At 39.6% G+C, this 18947-nt stretch carries 16 protein-coding genes; all 16 read left to right on the top strand.

Annotated elements, in window-relative coordinates; genetic code table 11:
- Positions 1–26 precede the first annotated feature (26 nt).
- The 16 genes from GY23_RS10695 to GY23_RS10620 all read left to right on the top strand — a co-directional run bounded on the left by GY23_RS10695 (position 27) and on the right by GY23_RS10620 (position 18939).
- Complete coding sequence (locus tag GY23_RS10695; protein ID WP_075619207.1) at positions 27–1760, top strand: adenine deaminase C-terminal domain-containing protein; 1734 nt, start codon at positions 27–29, stop codon at positions 1758–1760.
- A gap of 14 nt (positions 1761–1774) precedes the next feature.
- Complete coding sequence (locus tag GY23_RS10690) at positions 1775–2830, top strand: DUF3048 domain-containing protein (RefSeq protein WP_075619206.1); 1056 nt, start codon at positions 1775–1777, stop codon at positions 2828–2830.
- A gap of 25 nt (positions 2831–2855) precedes the next feature.
- Positions 2856–3176: a YerC/YecD family TrpR-related protein gene (locus GY23_RS10685; protein ID WP_075619205.1), complete on the top strand. Its 321-nt coding sequence runs from the start codon at positions 2856–2858 to the stop codon at positions 3174–3176.
- Positions 3177–3523: 347 nt separating this feature from the next.
- Positions 3524–3670 carry a hypothetical protein gene (locus GY23_RS18275; RefSeq protein ID WP_161487597.1) on the top strand — a complete coding sequence of 49 codons (147 nt, stop codon included), beginning with the start codon at positions 3524–3526 and terminating at the stop codon, positions 3668–3670.
- 270 nt (positions 3671–3940) lie between these two features.
- Positions 3941–4633: a heptaprenylglyceryl phosphate synthase gene (pcrB, locus tag GY23_RS10680; RefSeq protein WP_075619204.1), complete on the top strand. Its 693-nt coding sequence runs from the start codon at positions 3941–3943 to the stop codon at positions 4631–4633.
- Positions 4634–4692: 59 nt separating this feature from the next.
- Positions 4693–6924, top strand: coding sequence for a DNA helicase PcrA (gene pcrA, locus GY23_RS10675; protein ID WP_075619203.1), 2232 nt, complete (start codon positions 4693–4695; stop codon positions 6922–6924).
- Between the two features lie 52 nt (positions 6925–6976).
- Positions 6977–8980, top strand: coding sequence for an NAD-dependent DNA ligase LigA (gene ligA, locus GY23_RS10670; protein ID WP_075619202.1), 2004 nt, complete (start codon positions 6977–6979; stop codon positions 8978–8980).
- 18 nt (positions 8981–8998) lie between these two features.
- Entirely contained in the window at positions 8999–10138 is a 1140-nt protein-coding gene (locus tag GY23_RS10665) for a CamS family sex pheromone protein (protein ID WP_075619201.1), read from the top strand.
- Between the two features lie 96 nt (positions 10139–10234).
- A complete protein-coding gene (gene gatC / locus GY23_RS10660; RefSeq protein WP_075619200.1) occupies positions 10235–10525 on the top strand; it encodes an Asp-tRNA(Asn)/Glu-tRNA(Gln) amidotransferase subunit GatC in 291 nt (96 codons plus the stop codon).
- A 24-nt stretch (positions 10526–10549) separates the two neighbouring features.
- Entirely contained in the window at positions 10550–12019 is a 1470-nt protein-coding gene (gene gatA, locus GY23_RS10655) for an Asp-tRNA(Asn)/Glu-tRNA(Gln) amidotransferase subunit GatA (protein ID WP_075619199.1), read from the top strand.
- Positions 12016–13446 (top strand): Asp-tRNA(Asn)/Glu-tRNA(Gln) amidotransferase subunit GatB, encoded by a 1431-nt coding sequence (gatB, locus tag GY23_RS10650; RefSeq protein WP_075619198.1) that lies wholly within the window; start codon positions 12016–12018, stop codon positions 13444–13446. The genes gatA and gatB overlap by 4 nt, the downstream gene beginning before the upstream one ends.
- Before the next feature lie 180 nt (positions 13447–13626).
- On the top strand, positions 13627–14196 hold the full coding sequence (locus GY23_RS10645) for a thioredoxin family protein (RefSeq protein WP_075619197.1): 570 nt from the start codon (positions 13627–13629) through the stop codon (positions 14194–14196).
- Between the two features lie 145 nt (positions 14197–14341).
- Entirely contained in the window at positions 14342–15253 is a 912-nt protein-coding gene (locus GY23_RS10640) for a diacylglycerol kinase (protein WP_075619196.1), read from the top strand.
- A gap of 319 nt (positions 15254–15572) precedes the next feature.
- Positions 15573–15782 (top strand): alpha/beta-type small acid-soluble spore protein, encoded by a 210-nt coding sequence (locus GY23_RS10635; RefSeq protein ID WP_075619195.1) that lies wholly within the window; start codon positions 15573–15575, stop codon positions 15780–15782.
- Between the two features lie 788 nt (positions 15783–16570).
- Positions 16571–17917 (top strand): cytochrome ubiquinol oxidase subunit I, encoded by a 1347-nt coding sequence (locus GY23_RS10625; RefSeq protein WP_075619193.1) that lies wholly within the window; start codon positions 16571–16573, stop codon positions 17915–17917.
- Positions 17914–18939 carry a cytochrome d ubiquinol oxidase subunit II gene (locus tag GY23_RS10620; RefSeq protein ID WP_075619192.1) on the top strand — a complete coding sequence of 342 codons (1026 nt, stop codon included), beginning with the start codon at positions 17914–17916 and terminating at the stop codon, positions 18937–18939. The genes GY23_RS10625 and GY23_RS10620 overlap by 4 nt, the downstream gene beginning before the upstream one ends.
- Positions 18940–18947: the final 8 nt, after the last annotated feature.

The raw sequence follows: 18947 nt of genomic DNA, 5'->3' as shown, positions 1-18947 counted from the left end.
TTTTACAGGAAAGGAGAGTGGTTCACATGCAACAACCTTTATGGAAAATAGGTGAAATACGCAATCAAATACGTATTATCGACGGCAAAGCAAGCCCTGATAAAGTAATCGTGAATGCGACATACTTACATAGCATGATGAAAGAATGGGTTGTAGGGAATATTTGGATTTCGAGAGATCGCATCGTTTATGCAGGCCCAGAAATGCCTGCAACAATAACCGGGGCAGAAATCATTGATGCGAGTGGAAAGGTGATTGTACCTGGCTATATCGAACCTCATGTTCATCCATTTCAGCTATATCATCCCCAATCTTTTGCAGATTATGCAGCACAATTAGGAACAACAACTTTTATAGCAGATAACCTTATCTTATTTTTGTTACTAGAAAACGAGAAAGCGTTTACAATACTGGATCAGTTAAAAGAGCTACCATTTTCTTTTTATTGGTGGGCAAGATTTGATTCACAAACAGAGCTTGATAATGAAGATGAATTGTTTACAACGAAATCAATTGGCGAATGGTTGGATCGTCCTGATGTATTGATGGGTGGCGAGTTAACGGGATGGCCACGCTTATTGGCTGGCGATGACCAAATGTTGTATTGGATACAGTCAGCGAAATTGAAAGGCAAGAAAGTAGAAGGACATTTTCCAGGGGCTTCCGAAAAAACTCTAGCACGTATGCGATTGCTCGGAAGTAATGGTGACCATGAGGCGATGACGCTTGAAGAGGTTGAACGTCGATTATTACACGGATATGCAGTAACTTTACGACATTCTTCGATACGCCCAGATTTACCACATTTACTAAAAGCCATTGTGGAAAAAGGACTTAATGTATTTGACCACTTAATGATGACAACAGACGGCTCAACGCCATCATTCCATGTGGATGGCGTTATGGATAAATGTATTCAAGTGGCGTTAGATGCAGGCGTAAAGCCGATTGATGCGTATCAAATGGCTTCTTACAATGTAGCACGTTATTATAATATGTCCCATCTCCACGGTGTTATTGCTACTGGAAGACTAGCGTCATTAAACTTTTTAGAAAATGAACGAAATCCTATTCCTGTCAGTGTCTTGTCAAAAGGAGTCTGGCTGAAAAAAGATGGCAAGAAAGTACAACAGTTGCCGAAGATTGATTGGTCTCTACTCGGGGAATTAGATTTGCCCTTTGACCTGCACGATGGAGATTTCCAATTTTCTATGCCATTCGGGATTGAAATGGTCAATGACGTGATCACAAAACCTTACAGTGTCACGATTCATACAGGGGAAGAAGACCTTAGCACAGATCATGATGAAAGTTATTTAATGTTAGTTGACAAGCAGGGGAAATGGCGTGTTAACACCATGATTAAAGGATTTGCTTCGTCAGTGCAGGGGTTTGCCTCCTCTTATTCGAATACAGGAGATATTATTTTAATTGGTAAAAATCGCCAAGATATGTTAATTGCCTTTAATGAGATGAAACGCATGAAAGGCGGAATCGTACTTGTTGAACAGGGCAAAATGGTCGCACATATTCCACTGACAATTGGTGGAGGACTTTCAAGCGAGCGAGTAGAAGATATAATCGAGCAAGAATTAGCACTGAAAAAAGCGTTAAGTGAACGAGGATACACACATGGGGATGCCATTTATACACTATTATTTTTACAATCCACACATTTACCATATGTACGAATAACACAGCGTGGTATTTTTGATGTCATGAAAAAATCAGTGCTATTCCCTTCGTTTATGAGGCCATAGGAGGTTTGTGGGAAATGAAAAAGCTTGTGTTCATTTTAGGAGTTTTAGTCGTATTGATAGCTGGCTGTTCAAAAGACAAAGAAGAAACAGTCGAAGCTGCAGAGCCTGAAAATGTAGTAGAAAATATCGAGGAACCTGAAGATGTTGAAGAGGCCATAATCTTACCGTATGTTGCCCCTTTTTCAGGCGAACGGTATGCCGAAGAATTGACAAATCGCCCAGTGGTAGTCACGATCAATAACCATCCAGCAGCAAGACCTCAATCAGGCATCGCAAGTGCCGATATTGTGTTTGAAATGGTTGCTGAAGGAAATGTCACTAGACTGTTAGCTTTATTCCAAAGTGAGATACCGGAAGAAATGGGTCCTGTACGAAGTGCTCGTGATTACTTCATTGAAATAACAAAAGGTCTGGACGCATTCTATGTCGCACATGGCTACAGTCCGGAAGCGAAACAGATGCTTACAAATGGAGTCGTTCCAAACATTAACGGAATGCAATACGATGGAACGTTATTTGAACGATCAAGTGCACGAAAAGCTCCACATAATTCTTATATAAACCATGATCATCTGTTAGAAGGAATGGAAAAAGTAGGAGCAAGAACTGAAATAGAGAAATATCCAGCCTTGTCATTTTATGATTCTGCTCAAGAAATTCCGGCTGGTGTACTTGCGAGTATGATCGATATCCGTTACGGTAGTAGTGAAGACTTTCACCATGTGTATTCATATAACTCATTAACACAACAATACAATCGCACTTCCGGAGGAGATTTGACCATTGATGCAGTGTCCGGAGAAGAAGTGAGCTTAGCCAATGTACTGTTTTTTGAAACAAATCATAAAACGATTGATTCAGAGGGAAGACAACAAATAGATATTACATCTGGTGGAAAAGGATACTTGTTCCAAGCTGGTGTGATGAAAGAAATTGACTGGCAACAAATAGATGGTGTTCTGGTACCAATGGAAAATGGCCAACCAGCAAAACTCGTGCCCGGGAAGTCGTGGATTCACTTAGTCAAAACAAATCCAGGAATCGATCAAATGGTGACATTTACACCTTAGTAAATTGTAAAGGAGGACACCTACAATGCAAATAGATAAAATTCGTGGACATCAAACGGATCAACTATTTAAAGCGATTCTAGAATTAAAGGATATAGAAGAATGCTATCGATTTATCGATGATTTATGTACGATTAGTGAAATTCAATCGTTAGCTCAACGATTCGAAGTCGCACATTTATTACGATTAAAGAAAACATATGAAACAATCAAAAATGAGACCGGTGCTAGCACGGCAACCATTTCTCGCGTGCGTCGTTGTTATGATTATGGAAACGATACATACGATGAAATGCTCGGTCGATTATATCCAGATGAAAAGCCATTTCAATTTCCAAAGTACTGAACAGAGACAGACTCTGTTCAGTTTTTTTTGCCTAAATAGAAGTCACTAAAGTGTACCATTATTGAATGGACTAAATATTTCCAATACTACCGCTTCGACGCTTTGTGGATACCTCCCGTGAGAAGCCAATCAGAAAACCACTGACCAGTCTTCTCGCTACAGCTAACACTTGAAAGGCATCTAAGCTGGATTTGCATAGCCATATTGATATCATCTATTTCAATAAACAATTAACCAACGAGCCTTTCCATAGTTTTATCGAGGAAAGGCTCGCTTGTTTAGATTGAAAGAATTTTTTGAGTGGATACTTCGTTTTGAGAGGTATTTTTGTGGAATAAATTGGTTGAATGAGTAGGAATTTGTGTGAACGGGTAGAAACGGAGTTCGAAGGGGTAGAAAGTGATGATGAACAGGTAGAAGAACCTCGCGAACGGGTAGAAATCAAAATGAACGGAGATAAAACAAACAGACACATTTCATTAACAGAAGCGTAGCGGAAAACAAAACAAATTGGTCCCCTCACACTTTGTTTCTTTTTTTCGAATGGACTTCAGTGGGGAATATTGGGCGAAACCGATTAAATCGTGGCTTTTGCCGATTAAATCGTAGTTGATGCCGATTAAACTCCATGTCTTGCCGATTATTTCACACACCAAAGCCGATTAAATTCACATATCCGAATATTTGCCCCCGCATACTGCGTGTAGGGTTTTTTGTTATACTAATAAGAGAAAATGTAAAAGAAAAATGATAGGTGGTTCATCATGGAGTATTTAGAGTGGCGTCACGTTTTTAAATTGGATCCTGCAAAGGAAATCTCAGATGAAGCATTAACACGTGTGTGTGAATCTGGAACAGATGCCATTCTAGTTGGTGGAACAGATGGCATAACCCTCGAGTTAGTAATGGATTTATTAATGAGAGTCAGACAATATTCAGTGACAGTTGCACTAGAAATTTCAACAATTGAGTCTGTTTCACCTGGCTTTGATTATTACTTTATCCCAACAGTACTCAATAGCACGAAGACGGAATGGGTAAAAGATTTGCATATAGAGGCGATTAAAGAGTTTGGTGACTTCGTGGATTGGAATGAACTTGTTCCTGAAGGCTACTGTATTTTAAATCCGGATTGTAAGGCAGCACACATTACAGAAGCCCAAACTGAATTAAAAGAAGTAGATGTAATCGCACAAGCCCGATTGGCAGAGAAATTTTTCAAGTTGCCCATATTTTATGTGGAATATAGCGGCATTTATGGCGACCCTACTATGGTGAGAGCTGCAAAAAGCGTGTTAAAATCGACACGACTGTTTTATGGTGGTGGCATTACTTCGGTTCAACAAGCAATTGAAATGTCAAAAATTGCTGACACGATCGTTGTTGGAAACCATATTTATGACAACTTAGAAGAGGCCATCGAAACAGTTAAAGCAGTGCACGAGATATCTCTTTGACAATGAATAGAAGCAGTTTATAATAGAAGAACTAATGTTCGTAGATTGGACGGTGCGAGATGGAATTAATCGTAAAGAACTTATTAAACGGGATGAATCCCGAACAAGAAAAGGCAGTAAAGGCCACGGAAGGTCCTCTGCTCATTATGGCGGGAGCGGGCTCTGGTAAAACACGCGTTTTGACTCACCGCATTGCTTATTTAGTCGTAGAAAAAGAAGTGTACCCATCAAAAATTTTAGCGATTACATTTACCAACAAAGCAGCACGAGAAATGCGCGACCGTATTGATGGCCTACTCGGAAATGGGACAGGCCAAAGTATGTGGGTCTCGACATTCCACTCGATGTGCGTACGAATCCTACGACGAAACATTGATCGACTCGGCTATTCGAAGAGCTTTTCAATATTGGACACAACAGAGCAGCTAACCGTGATTAAACGGATTTTAAAAGATCAAAATATTGATACGAAAAAATACGATCCACGTTCCATGTTAAATGCCATCAGCTCTGCCAAAAATGAGTGCATTGATGCTGAAACATTTACGAGTCAAGCAAATAAATTTAATCCGTTTGAGAAGACAGCAGCAGAAGTATACACAGCATATCAAAAACGTCTTCGTAAAAATCAATCCCTCGATTTTGATGATTTAATCATGACAACATTGACTCTCTTCAAACGTGTCCCTGAAGTATTAGAGTTCTATCAAAACAAATTCCACTACATTCATGTGGATGAGTACCAAGATACGAATAAAGCTCAATATGAACTTGTACAAATGTTGGCGAAGAAATTTGGTAACTTGTGTGTCGTAGGTGACTCGGATCAATCGATTTATCGTTGGCGCGGAGCAGACATTCAAAACATCATGTCATTTGAAAAAGATTATCCAACGGCCAAAGTAATCATGCTTGAGCAAAACTATCGATCAACTAAGCATATCTTAAAAGCGGCGAACGACGTTATTCAAAATAACACAGGGCGTTATCCGAAAGAATTGCGGACCGATAACAGTTCAGGAGCACATATCAATGTATATAAAGCCTACGATGAACAACAAGAATCACAATTCGTCGTTAAAACCATTCAGGAATTAATGGAACAAGATAACCGTAGTTATGATGATTTTGCCGTGTTGTATCGGACAAATGCCCAATCGCGAGTAATGGAGGAAGTATTAGTTAAATCCAATATTACGTACACCATCGTTGGAGGCACCAAGTTCTACGATCGCAAAGAGATCAAGGACTTACTGTCGTATTTGCGATTAATTGCCAATAATGAGGATGACTTGGCTTTGGCACGCGTTATTAATGAACCAAAACGTAATATTGGCGCAACTTCTTTTGATCGAATGGCGATGTATGCATTAGAACAAGATCGTTCGATATTTGATGCACTTCGAGAAGTGGACTTTATGGGATTACCTGCAAGAGCAGCAAATGAAGCGGCAAAATTCCATCAAATGATGGAAGGTTTCACTCAAATGCAGGAATTCCTATCCGTAACAGAACTTGTGGAGCAAGTATTGGACAAGACGGGTTACCGCAACATGTTACGCAATGAAAAAACAATTGAGTCTGAAAGCCGCCTAGAAAATATTGAAGAGTTTTTATCTGTTACGAAAGCTTTTGAAGAACGAAGTGACGATAAAACGCTTGTTTCTTTCTTGACGGATTTAGCATTAATCTCAGACTTGGATAAACTGGACAACGAGGAAGATGTTTCAAAAGGAAAGGTCGTCTTGATGACGATGCATGCAGCAAAAGGCCTGGAGTTCCCAGTCGTGTTCATTATCGGGATGGAGGAAAATGTGTTTCCTCACTCACGTTCGATCGGTGATAACGATGAAATGGAAGAAGAGCGACGTCTAGCCTATGTCGGAATTACGCGTGCAGAAGAACGTCTATATCTAACATGCGCACAGTCACGTACCTTGTTCGGACGAAGCGGATACAACAATCCTTCACGTTTCATTGCTGAGATCTCAGATGACATAGTTGAACATGTGACATTGAAACAAAGTGCTGGCACTGGAAGAAGTCAAACAACACGCCGTGAAGTTGCAAGCTCAACACGACCAGCGGTTCAAAAACCGGCTTACAAATCATCCGGTGGGGACAAAATGGGCTGGGCAACCGGCGACAAAGCCGTACACAAAAAATGGGGTCAAGGGACCGTTGTTAGTGTCCGAGGTGAAGGGGAAAATATGGAACTTGATATTGCATTCCCAAGCCCAACAGGCATTAAAAGGTTGCTGGCTAAGTTTGCACCAGTTGAAAAAGTATAGAACGCGATGCTATTGAAATACGCACGAATAGAACGAGCGGAGGAACGATTCCATGGATAAAGTACAATTAGAAGAACGTGTAAAAGAACTCAATCAACTCTTACACGATACGGGCTATGCCTATTATGTGCTGGATCAGCCGCTCGTACCTGACGCGGTATACGATCAATATTTAAAAGAACTTATTGGAATTGAAACTGAATTTCCTGACTTAATATTCGCTGATTCGCCAACACAACGTGTAGGTGGAATGATTCTTCAAGGATTCCAAAAAGTGACTCACACATTCCCAATGCTCAGTTTATCGAATGCTTTTGGTCGTGAAGATTTAGACGATTTTGACCGTCGTATTCGTGCAAGTATCGGCGATGATTTTTCGTACGTATGTGAATTGAAAATTGATGGACTTGCGATTTCACTTAGTTATGAAAATGGACTCTTCGTTCGTGGGGCTACGCGTGGAGATGGACGGGTTGGGGAAGACATTACAGAGAATCTAAAAACGATTCGTTCCATTCCCTTACGTTTGAAAAAGCCGATTACGCTTGAAGTTCGTGGCGAAGCTTATATGCCGAAGAAGTCATTTCTTACATTGAATGAACAGCGTATGGCCAATGAAGAAGAAAAGTTTGCGAACCCTCGAAATGCAGCAGCCGGTTCATTACGACAACTAGATCCGAAAATTGCAGCAAGTCGTAATCTATCTATTTTCGTTTATGCAATTGGTGGGGATGGCGAAGCGTATCAACTAGATAGCCATGGACAAGCACTCGATTACTTGGATGATTTAGGTTTTCAGACGAATAAAGAGCGACAAACTTGTCACTCGATTGACGAAGTACAAGCGTATATTGAAAAGTGGACAACCGAGCGACCAAATCTACCATATGAAATCGACGGAATCGTCATTAAAGTGAACCGCTATTTACACCAACAAGAGTTGGGGTTTACAGCGAAAAGTCCAAGATGGGCTACTGCTTATAAATTCCCTGCTGAAGAAGTGGTCACAAAACTTCTCAACATTGAGTTAACCGTTGGCCGGACGGGTGTGTTAACACCAACTGCGATTTTGGAACCGGTACTGGTAGCTGGAACGACTGTGGGGAGAGCTTCATTACACAATGAAGACTTAATCCGTGAAAAAGACATTCGCATTGGCGATACGGTTATTATCCGTAAAGCGGGTGACATTATTCCTGAAGTGGTAGCCGTGGTTATAGCTGAACGCAAAGAAGAGTTGCCTGCATTTGAAATGCCTACCCATTGTCCGGTATGTGAAAGTGAATTGATTCGCATTGAAGGAGAGGTCGCACTTCGCTGTGTGAATCCCCAATGTCCTGCCCAAATAACGGAAGGCATCATTCATTTCGTATCACGCAATGCCATGAATATTGATGGACTTGGTGAAAAAGTGGTGGAGCAACTGTTTCGCGAAGGGTTGATTAAAGATGTTTCCGATTTATTTACGTTGACAAAAGAACAGCTCATCCAATTGGAGCGAATGGGCGATAAATCAGCAACAAATTTAGTAGCAGCCATTGAAGCGTCGAAACTAAATTCGATGGAACGCGTCTTATTTGGATTAGGGATTCGCCATGTTGGTGAAAAAGCGGCCAAAATCTTATCGGAAGAGTTTGGTGATATGAAGCAACTCGCTGAAGCAACACCTGAACAACTCATTGCGATTCATGAAATCGGGGGCAAAATGGCAGATTCAGTCGTTAGTTACTTTGATACCGATGAAGTTCGTGAGTTGATCGGGAAACTTGAAAGTCTAGGTGTGAATTTAACATATACCGGAAAAAAAGTGGATCTTTCTAATCTAAATCATGTATTAACAGGTAAAACGGTTGTGTTAACTGGGAAATTGGAACAATTAACACGACAAGAAGCAAAAGAGAAAATCGAACAATTAGGCGGAACGATCGCAGGAAGTGTGAGCAAAAAAACGGACATTGTCATCGCAGGTGAAGATGCAGGGTCTAAGCTCGAAAAAGCCAAGACATTAGGGATTCCAGTATGGGATGAAGAACGTCTAATTGAAGAATTAAAATAGTAAGGAGACCTTTCTATAATGAAACGAATCAGCTGGATTCCAGCCGTTATTTCTTTAGTGTTACTCGCAGGGTGTCTGCCAAACCCAGACAAAGATTCGGAAGTCATTGAAGAAACAAAAAAGAATGAAGAAGTGGCAACCATTATTCCGAGTGTGCAACTCTCAGACCAATATTATCGTACAATTTTGCCTTATGAACAAAGTGCAAGTAGAGGGTTAGTAGTTTCTAAAATCTACTCAAAGTATGACGTAAAAGAAGTTGAAAACGGTTTGCTTCGTCTTTCACAACGAACATTTTCACCGGATGATTACTTTTTCCAAGAAGGACAAATGCTGGATAGTGAAACTCTTAGTTCTTGGTTAGCACGAAGTAACCAAACAGAAGATGGATTAAACCCGGCACGTCCTGCAGGAAATATGACAGCAGAATTAGCCAAAAAGGCACCAGTATATCTAGCACATATTGTGGAACAAAACTACTTAGTGACAACTGAGGGCAATAAAGTGCGCCTTGGTGGTATTTCAATCGGACTTGCTTTGAACTCCACTTACTATTACCAAAAAGAAGATTTTGGTGCAACATATGAAGAAACAATACCAGAAGATGTCATCATAGAAAATGGCAAGAAAATGGCAGCTGAAATTGTCAAACGTATGCGTGGGATGAATGGTCTTGAAAACATTCCAATTACGGTGGGACTCTTTAGACAAGAAAGCCGCAATTCGATTGTCCCAGGTACATACTTTTCATATGGTGTGGTGAAGGAAGGAAAAGATTCAATAAGTGACTGGACAAGCATTAATGAAAAACATGTACTTTTCCCTCAACCTGTTTCTCAAGAAAAATATCGAGAAGTGGGTAAATCTTTTAATAAGTTTAAACAAGATGTTGAAGAGTATTTCTCGAATTTCACTAGCATTGTAGGAACTGGATTCTACCAAGACGATCATATTGAAAAAATGACAATCGAAATTCCGATTCAATTTTATGGTGCTGCAGAACTTATCGGATTCACACAATATTTAACCGGTCTAGTCATGGAGCATTTCCCAGCTTCCATGCATGTCGAAGTGAGCGTTACATCGATAAATGGACCTGAAGCATTGATTGTTAAAGAAGTAGATGAAAAAGAGCCATATGTTCACATCTATGACTAATAGCAAAATAGGGACAGCAAACAAGCTGTTCCTATTCTTTTTGTAGTAAAAATGATATGATAAACCGTATGATTGTCGAATTCGGAGGTGTACAAAATGGCGAATATTTCAAAAGAAGAAGTAAAGCATGTTGCACATTTAGCACGTCTTGCCATCACAGAAGACGAAGCAGAAAAATTTGCAGGTCAACTTGCTGCAATCACCACTTTTGCAGAACAGTTAAATGAACTAGATACAACGAATGTAATCCCAACAACTCACGTCTTACCATTAGTTAATATAATGCGTGAAGATCAGTCAGTCGCTGGACTTGACCGTGACAAAATGATGAAAAATGTTCGTGAGCAAGAAGCGGGACAAGTTAAAGTACCATCAATCTTAGACTGATTTGAAGTAAGGAGGGACAAACCCATGACATTATTTAAGTACTCAGCATCTGAACTTCAAGAAATGATACATAACAAAGAAGTAACAATTGAAGAACTTACAGCTGAATCGTATAAGCGTATTGAATCTTTAGATGGCGATGTAAAAGCCTTTTTGGCCCTAAATAAAGAACAAGCAATCGCACAAGCAAAAGAAATGGACAAAGTGCCTGCATCAAAACGCGGACCTTTATTTGGTTTGCCAATAGGTGTGAAAGACAACATCGTTACAGAAGGCTTAGAAACAACATGTTCTTCTAAAATCTTGGAAGGTTTTAACCCGATTTATGATGCAACCGTTGTTCGTAAACTTCGTGAAGCTGGAATGATTACGATCGGTAAATTGAACATGGATGAATTCGCAATGGGTTCATCTACTGAAAACTCAGCATACAAAACCACAAGCAACCCTTGGGATTTAGACCGCGTTCCTGGCGGTTCTTCAGGTGGATCTGCTGCTGCAGTTGCTGCTGGTGAAGTACCATTTTCACTTGGTTCAGATACAGGTGGTTCAATTCGTCAGCCAGCATCATTCTGTGGTGTTGTAGGGATGAAACCAACTTACGGACGTGTTTCTCGTTTTGGCTTAGTGGCATTCGCATCTTCACTTGACCAAATCGGACCAATTACGCGTAATGTAAGAGACAATGCTCTACTACTTGAAGCAATTTCAGGTGTGGACGAAAGCGATTCAACTTCTGCAAACGTTGATGTACCAAGCTTTGTTGAATCATTAACTGGAGATGTAAAAGGTCTTCGTATCGGTGTTCCTAGAGAATATCTAGGAGAAGGTGTTAGTGAAGCTGTTAAACAATCCGTATTAGACGCATTAAAGGTATTAGAATCTCTTGGTGCAACATGGGAAGAAGTTTCACTTCCACACTCTAAATACGGCTTGGCAACGTACTATTTAATTTCTTCTTCTGAAGCATCATCAAACTTGGCTCGTTTCGACGGCATCCGTTATGGTTTCCGTGCAGAAAATGTGGAGAATTTAATGGAATTATATAAAGAAACGCGTGCCCAAGGTTTCGGTGATGAAGTAAAACGTCGCATTATGCTTGGAACATATTCACTTAGTGCAGGTTCATATGATGCGTACTATAAAAAAGCACAACAAGTTCGTACGTTAATCAAACAAGATTTCGATCAAATATTTGAACAATACGATGTTATTATTGGACCAACAACGCCAACACCAGCATTCAAAGTTGGCGAAAACATTGATGATCCATTAACGATGTATGCAAATGATATTTTAACAATCCCTGTAAACTTAGCAGGCGTTCCTGGGATTTCAATTCCATGTGGTTTCTCTGAAGGGATGCCACTTGGCTTGCAAATTATCGGGAAACATTTTGACGAAGCAACGATTTATCGTGTTGCACATGCTTACGAGCAAGCAACAAGCTTCCACAAACAAACTCCTCAACTTTGGGAGGGAGCAAACTCATGAACTTTGAAACAGTCATTGGATTAGAAATTCACGTAGAACTTAAAACAGATTCAAAAATGTTTTCACCATCACCTAACCATTTTGGTGCGGAACCTAATACGAATACACATGTAATTGACCTTGGATATCCAGGTGTTTTACCTGTTGTCAATAAACGCGCAATTGATTTCGGTATGAAAGCTGCAATGGCACTTAACTGTGAAATTTCAACACATACGAAATTCGACCGCAAGAACTATTTCTATCCAGATAATCCAAAAGCTTATCAAATTTCTCAATATGATCAACCAATCGGTGAACATGGTTGGGTTGAAATTGAAGTGGATGGCTACAAAAAACGCATCGGGATTACGCGTTTACATCTAGAAGAAGACGCTGGGAAATTGTCTCATACGGACAAAGGCTATTCTTTAGTTGACTATAACCGTCAAGGTACACCATTAATCGAAATCGTTTCTGAACCAGATATTCGCACACCTGCTGAAGCATATGCGTACTTGGAAAAAGTGAAATCAATTATCCAATACACAGGCGTTTCAGATTGTAAGATGGAAGAAGGATCACTACGTTGTGATGCCAATATTTCATTGCGTCCATATGGCCAGGAACAATTTGGTACAAAAGCGGAATTGAAAAACTTGAACTCGTTTAACTATGTACGTCGTGGTTTAGAGCATGAAGAAATTCGTCAAGCAGAAGTACTATTAAGCGGTGGAGAAATCCTTCAAGAAACACGTCGTTTTGACGAGTCCACTGGTAAGACATTGTTAATGCGCGTGAAAGAAGGATCAGATGATTACCGTTACTTCCCAGAACCAGACTTAGTCGATTTAGTAATTGACCAAGAATGGATGGACCGTGTCCGTGCAGAAATTCCAGAACTTCCGGATGCACGTAAACTGCGTTATGTAGAAGAATTGGGATTGCCTTCATATGATGCAATGGTGTTAACACTGACAAAAGAAATGTCCGATTTCTTTGAAGCAACAATCGCTTTAGGTGCAGATACAAAACTTGCTTCTAACTGGATGATGGGTGAAGTGTCAGCTTACTTAAACGTCGATCAAAAGGAGCTACATGATACAAACCTAACGCCAGAAGGATTAGCAGGAATGATCAAACTAATTAGCGATGGAACGATTTCATCAAAAATCGCGAAAAAAGTATTCAAAGAGCTTGCTGATAAAGGCGGAACTGCTGAACAAGTCGTAAAAGATCAAGGTTTAGTTCAAATTTCCGATGAAGGTGCACTTCTTGAGATTGTTTCAAAAACATTGGATGCAAATCCACAATCAATCGAAGACTTCAAAAACGGGAAAGACCGTGCAATCGGTTTCTTGGTTGGTCAAATCATGAAAGCAACAAAAGGCCAAGCAAACCCACCGATGGTCAACAAAATTCTTCAAGCAGAAATCTCAAAACGATAATATCGTTAGAACGACTCCATTTATGGGGTCGTTTTTTTGGGGAACCGAGATGTTTCAACTAGTTAACTTGCATCTGAATTCATTTTGATTGATAAATGAAAACATATGCACAATAGAATCAAGAAATTTGATTCGATGCAATGAAGGAAGTAAACTGAAAATACAGGAGGAGATACTATAATGAAAACTGAACAACAATACTTTGATGAAGCCATTTCTTTGCAAGCATACATGGATAAAATGGAGACACATAAAGACAGTAGCTTTAGTATTTATGAGCAATTTCAAGTTCCTCAAGACGATGAATTTATTGAATTATTAAAAGAGAAATCACCTCATATTTTAGGCATTACCGAAGATTGGTGTGGAGATGCGATGATGAATAATCCAATATTACGTCGCGTTGCAGAAGCTGCAGGGATTGAAGTCCGTGTCGTTTATCGTGATCAAACTTTGGAATTAATGGACCAATACTTAACAAATGGTGGACGTTCAATTCCTGTTTATTTATTGTTGAACAATGATGGAGAAGTTATTGGGAAATGGGGACCGCGCGCTCCAAAAATACAAGAGTATGTGCTTGAAATGCGAAAAGACTTCCCAGCTTCAGACGATCCTACATTTAAAGAAAAGCAAAAAGAGTTCATAAAAAAATTAACATCTGATTATTTAACGAAACCAGAGTACTGGTTGTGGGTATACGAAGACATTCGCAAAGATTTTACTGCATTTCTTCAAAAACAGTCATAATTGTCCTGTTGCTTGCATTCGTATATAATAAAAGAAAATGGAGCCGAGGCAAATGTCCGGCTTCTTTTCGTGGACATGGAACCTTTTATATCCTTAATATGTCCTAACAAATGATGAAAATGTAAAGCAGGAAGGAAATGTGTGTATGAAACGTGCACGTATTATTTATAATCCAACATCTGGTCGTGAATTATTTAGAAAAAATTTGCCGGTTGTATTGGAAAGACTAGAAAAAGCAGGTTACGAAACTTCTTGTCACGCCACAACTTGCGAAGGTGACGCAACCGTAGCCGCAAAACTGGCAGTTGAACATGACTTTGACCTTGTTATTGCAGCTGGCGGTGACGGGACGTTAAATGAAGTAGTAGCAGGTGTCAGCCCTTTTGAAAAACGTCCAAAAATTGGTCTTATCCCAATGGGCACAACGAATGACTTTGCTCGTGCATTACGAATCCCGCGAGATATCGAAAAAGCCGTGGATATCATTGTTGCAAATGATTCAATTCCCGTCGATGTAGGCTTGATGAATGACCGTTATTTTATCAACATTGCTGGAGGCGGTAAATTAACCGAGTTAACGTATGATGTTCCTAGCAAATTGAAAACAATGATAGGTCAATTGGCTTACTATATAAAAGGAATTGAAATGCTACCGTCGCTTCGTGCTTCCCAAGTCCGGATTGAATTTGATGGCGAAGTGTTTGATGAAGAAGCAATGCTGTTTTTGGTCGGATTGACTAATTCAGTCGGTGGATTTGAAAAACTTGCTCCTGATTCAAGCATTAATGATGGATTATTCACTTTGCTCATTTTAAAAAAGTGTAACATTGCCGATTTTATTCGATTAGCAACACTTGCGCTGCGTGGAGAACATTTAGATGATCCATTGGTGATTTATAAGAAAGCCAAACATATTTCAGTTTCAGCAGATACTCAAGTTCAATTAAACCTGGATGGCGAATATGGTGGAGACGCACCAGCTATTTTTGAAAATTTATATCGTCACATTGATATATTTGTTCCAATTAATGATATTCGTGATCAAGATCGTCCATAAATCATATGAGACCGCTGCCTTTTAAAGGTGAGCGGTCTCTTTTTTTGTGTTTTTGGAAGGAATTGAGCAAAACCGATTAAATGGAGATTGATGCAAAATAAAATTAAACATATGCCGATTAAAACAGATTTGATGCCGATTAAATGATGTTTGATGCCGATTAAAACCACATCAATGCCGATAAAAACAATTAAGGGTGACTAAAGAGTTTTGCAAATTGGTAGATGCTTCGGAAAACCGTATAGTAATTACCAATTTGTATTTATGAATGAAATATTAATAACGGAGCATTCTACTATTACACAAGGAGGTGAGAGATATGGCTAACAACAATTCTGGAAGTCGTCAACTTGAAGTTCCTGGAGCTCGACAAGCTTTAGACCAAATGAAATATGAGATCGCTCAAGAATTTGGCGTAGAACTTGGAGCAGATACGACAGCTCGTGCCAACGGTTCAGTTGGTGGAGAAATTACAAAACGCTTAGTGAGCATGGCTCAAAGACAATTAAGCGGAAATCGAACTGAATAACAAATTAGCAATCATTAATTAGTATGTAGGTACGATTGCTAATCATGCATTAACATATTTGTTGATTTTAACAAAAGAAAGAGCTATAAACCATTTGGTTTTAGCTCTTTCTTTATGATTCTTGTTATAGCCGTTCGACCGTACTTTCTTGGACTCCAGCAAGTTTAGGAAAACAAATAGTGGTTAAAATGGTAATTGGAGCGTCACACAATTGTCTTCACCATAACTAACGACATGGTGCTCCCAATTTGCTTTGTTTGCCTACATAGTTCAAGTGGAAAAAATCCCCCTCCAACAGGATAATGGTTTTTTTATTGATTTCACCTACACGAGGAAGATCCTCTCTGCAAATACGGGTATCTTCAGTAATTTCTCGGTATAGTGCATCAATTAGCATTTCGATTTTTTCAATGGTACTACCCTTGTATGCCAACTTCGTACACGCTTATAAACGAGTAACTCAAAATTTGATTATTCCCCTATTACCTTTCTCTTCGTTTTCATCGCAACTACCTCTATTTTTCAATATGATTTACCTACAATGCAGAATTATAGGGAATTTCTAATATATATATTTTCGTATGACAATCTTTTCTCCACGACTTGAAAAATATGACTCTCCGATTGATTTTGAAAACAAAAAATAGGGTAAGATAAATTGTAAGGAGTGTGGCATCATGTATAAAAAACAAGAGAAAAGATTAATGTGGCTGGCGTTTATCGTGGCAGGTATTATGATGTTGTCATTTATTGGTAAGATTTTCGGTAGTTAATTGGAGGGAAGCCAAATGGGGAATGAAGAAGCTGTATTCTTTAGTCGAGTTCTGACCGAGTTAACGTTATCGTTTCATATTATTTATGCAACAATCGGAGTCGGCGTTCCACTGATGATCATGATTGCCCAGTGGGTAGGGATTAAAAAAAATGATGAGCATTATATATTGTTGGCTAGACGATGGGCACGAGGGTTTGTTATTACCGTTGCTGTAGGAGTTGTAACAGGGACAGCAATTGGTTTGCAACTTTCATTACTTTGGCCTAACTTTATGGAGCTAGCAGGTAATGTCATTGCTTTACCATTATTCATGGAAACATTTGCGTTTTTCTTTGAAGCCATTTTCTTGGGTATTTATTTGTACACTTGGGATCGCTTTGAAAATCAGAAAAAACATCTATTATTACTAATCCCGGTTGCAATCGGAGCTTCATTCTCGGCAGTCTTCATTACAATTGTCAATGCATTTATGAATGCACCACGAGGGTTCGATTTAGTGGATGGGGAATTAATCAATATCAATCCGTTACTTGCCATGTTTAACCCAGCGATGCCGACGAAAGTGGTGCATGTTGTCGTAACGGCATATATGACATCAGCCTTCGTATTAGCTTCAATTGCAGCTTTTCGCTTATTAAAAGGTTCGAATCATGTGTATCATAAGAAAGCTTTATTTTTAACGATGAAAGTTGGATTAATCTTCTCCATTGCAACAGCGATTATCGGGGACTTTTCTGGGAAGTATTTAGCAGAATATCAACCCGAAAAATTAGCAGCAGCGGAATGGCATTTTGAAACAGAAGAGAATGCTTCGTTGATTATGTACGGTGTTTTGGATGATGGCGAAGTGAAGTATGCCATCAAAATCCCTTATGCTTTAAGCATTCTGGCACATAGTAATCCTTTCGCGGAAGTTCAAGGACTTGAAGAATTCCCGGAAGATGAAATACCGCCACTATATATTCACTATTTATTTGACTTGATGGTGTCAATTGGCATGTGGTTGGCATTTTTATCGGCCTTATATGTGTTTGCAGTGTGGCGTAAATGGTCATTCGTTCAAACGAAATGGTTCCGTTGGTTACTTGTCTTAGGTGGTCCATTGGCAGTCCTCGCGATTGAAGCAGGATGGTGGCTGGCAGAAGTAGGCCGACAACCTTGGATTCTACGTAAGATTATGAGAGTGGAAGATGCAGCAACCACAAGTGGACAAGTGGATCTTATGCTGGTGTTATTCGCGGGACTTTATTTGGTCCTTGGAATTGGGAGTGTGGTCGTGCTTAGACGCATGTTCAAAAAGAATCCAGTGGAGCAAGAAATTGAAGACCGACGCAAAGAAAAGGGCGGTGACTTCCTATGACTCTAGAAATTATCGGTATTTCGGTCTTATGGATGTTCTTATTCGGTTACCTCATCGTTGCATCGATTGATTTTGGAGCAGGATTTTTCAATGCCTATAACACTTTAACGAGAAGAGACCATATATTAACGAATATTATTGAGCGCTATTTATCGCCCGTCTGGGAAGTAACAAACGTGTTTCTAGTGTTCTTCTTTGTGGGTATCATCGGATTTTTTCCGAAAACTGCCTTCTATTATGGAACAACATTATTGGTTCCAGTAAGTATTGCCATTGTTTTGCTCGCAATTCGAGGTTCGTACTACGCATTTGCGATGTACGGATCATACGGACACAAAGGGTATACGTTCATGTATGGTATTTCGGGTTTATTCATTCCAGCATCACTTTCTATCGTCTTGACGATTTCTGAGGGTGGATTTATTTCAATGGTTAATGATCATCCCGTCTTAGATTACATGGAATTATTCACGAGCCCTTTAACCTGGAGCATTGTTGTGCTCAGCATAACGGCGTTATTGTATATTTCCGCTGTATTTCTAACTTGGTATGCGAATAAAGCGGGCGACAAATCAGCAACGGAATTGTTACGCAAGTATGTATTGATATGGGCGTTGCCAACGATTATTACTGCGGGTGGTATCATTTTCGAACTTCGCCACCACAACCCAGAACATTACGCACGAATTCTCGATTTGTGGTGGGTATTCGGACTGTCATTCTTGTTATTCGTAGGCACAGTGTGGCTCATATGGAAGCGGAAAAAATACGGACTTGCTTTTGGTTTGCTAGTAGGACAGTTTGCATTGGCATTCTTTGGGTACGGAGTGTCACATTATCCATTCTTGTTGTATCCATATTTAACAATCTACGATAGCTTTACGAATGAGGCAATGGCCATTTCACTCATCGTGGCATTTATTGCAGGACTGGGATTATTACTGCCATCGCTGTATTTATTGTTAAGATTATTTTTGTTCAATAAAGATTACGTACGCGGAAACAAGGATCATCACGCCTAAAAGGAGGC

This window comes from Paenisporosarcina indica, from assembly GCF_001939075.1.
Lineage (GTDB): Bacteria > Bacillota > Bacilli > Bacillales_A > Planococcaceae > Paenisporosarcina > Paenisporosarcina indica.
This window is presented reverse-complemented; position numbering and strand designations above follow the sequence as displayed.

What these genes read in the sequence shown, in the direction of transcription:
- gatA (WP_075619199.1), top strand. Translation starts at nt 10,550, where the DNA reads ATGACATTATTTAAGTACTCAGCATCTGAACTTCAAGAAATGATACAT.
- pcrA (WP_075619203.1), top strand. Translation starts at nt 4,693, where the DNA reads ATGGAATTAATCGTAAAGAACTTATTAAACGGGATGAATCCCGAACAA.
- gatC (WP_075619200.1), top strand. Translation starts at nt 10,235, where the DNA reads ATGGCGAATATTTCAAAAGAAGAAGTAAAGCATGTTGCACATTTAGCA.
- GY23_RS10690 (WP_075619206.1), top strand. Translation starts at nt 1,775, where the DNA reads ATGAAAAAGCTTGTGTTCATTTTAGGAGTTTTAGTCGTATTGATAGCT.
- GY23_RS10625 (WP_075619193.1), top strand. Translation starts at nt 16,571, where the DNA reads ATGGGGAATGAAGAAGCTGTATTCTTTAGTCGAGTTCTGACCGAGTTA.
- GY23_RS10645 (WP_075619197.1), top strand. Translation starts at nt 13,627, where the DNA reads ATGAAAACTGAACAACAATACTTTGATGAAGCCATTTCTTTGCAAGCA.
- pcrB (WP_075619204.1), top strand. Translation starts at nt 3,941, where the DNA reads ATGGAGTATTTAGAGTGGCGTCACGTTTTTAAATTGGATCCTGCAAAG.
- GY23_RS18275 (WP_161487597.1), top strand. Translation starts at nt 3,524, where the DNA reads ATGAGTAGGAATTTGTGTGAACGGGTAGAAACGGAGTTCGAAGGGGTA.
- ligA (WP_075619202.1), top strand. Translation starts at nt 6,977, where the DNA reads ATGGATAAAGTACAATTAGAAGAACGTGTAAAAGAACTCAATCAACTC.
- GY23_RS10640 (WP_075619196.1), top strand. Translation starts at nt 14,342, where the DNA reads ATGAAACGTGCACGTATTATTTATAATCCAACATCTGGTCGTGAATTA.
- GY23_RS10665 (WP_075619201.1), top strand. Translation starts at nt 8,999, where the DNA reads ATGAAACGAATCAGCTGGATTCCAGCCGTTATTTCTTTAGTGTTACTC.
- GY23_RS10635 (WP_075619195.1), top strand. Translation starts at nt 15,573, where the DNA reads ATGGCTAACAACAATTCTGGAAGTCGTCAACTTGAAGTTCCTGGAGCT.
- GY23_RS10685 (WP_075619205.1), top strand. Translation starts at nt 2,856, where the DNA reads ATGCAAATAGATAAAATTCGTGGACATCAAACGGATCAACTATTTAAA.
- GY23_RS10695 (WP_075619207.1), top strand. Translation starts at nt 27, where the DNA reads ATGCAACAACCTTTATGGAAAATAGGTGAAATACGCAATCAAATACGT.
- gatB (WP_075619198.1), top strand. Translation starts at nt 12,016, where the DNA reads ATGAACTTTGAAACAGTCATTGGATTAGAAATTCACGTAGAACTTAAA.
- GY23_RS10620 (WP_075619192.1), top strand. Translation starts at nt 17,914, where the DNA reads ATGACTCTAGAAATTATCGGTATTTCGGTCTTATGGATGTTCTTATTC.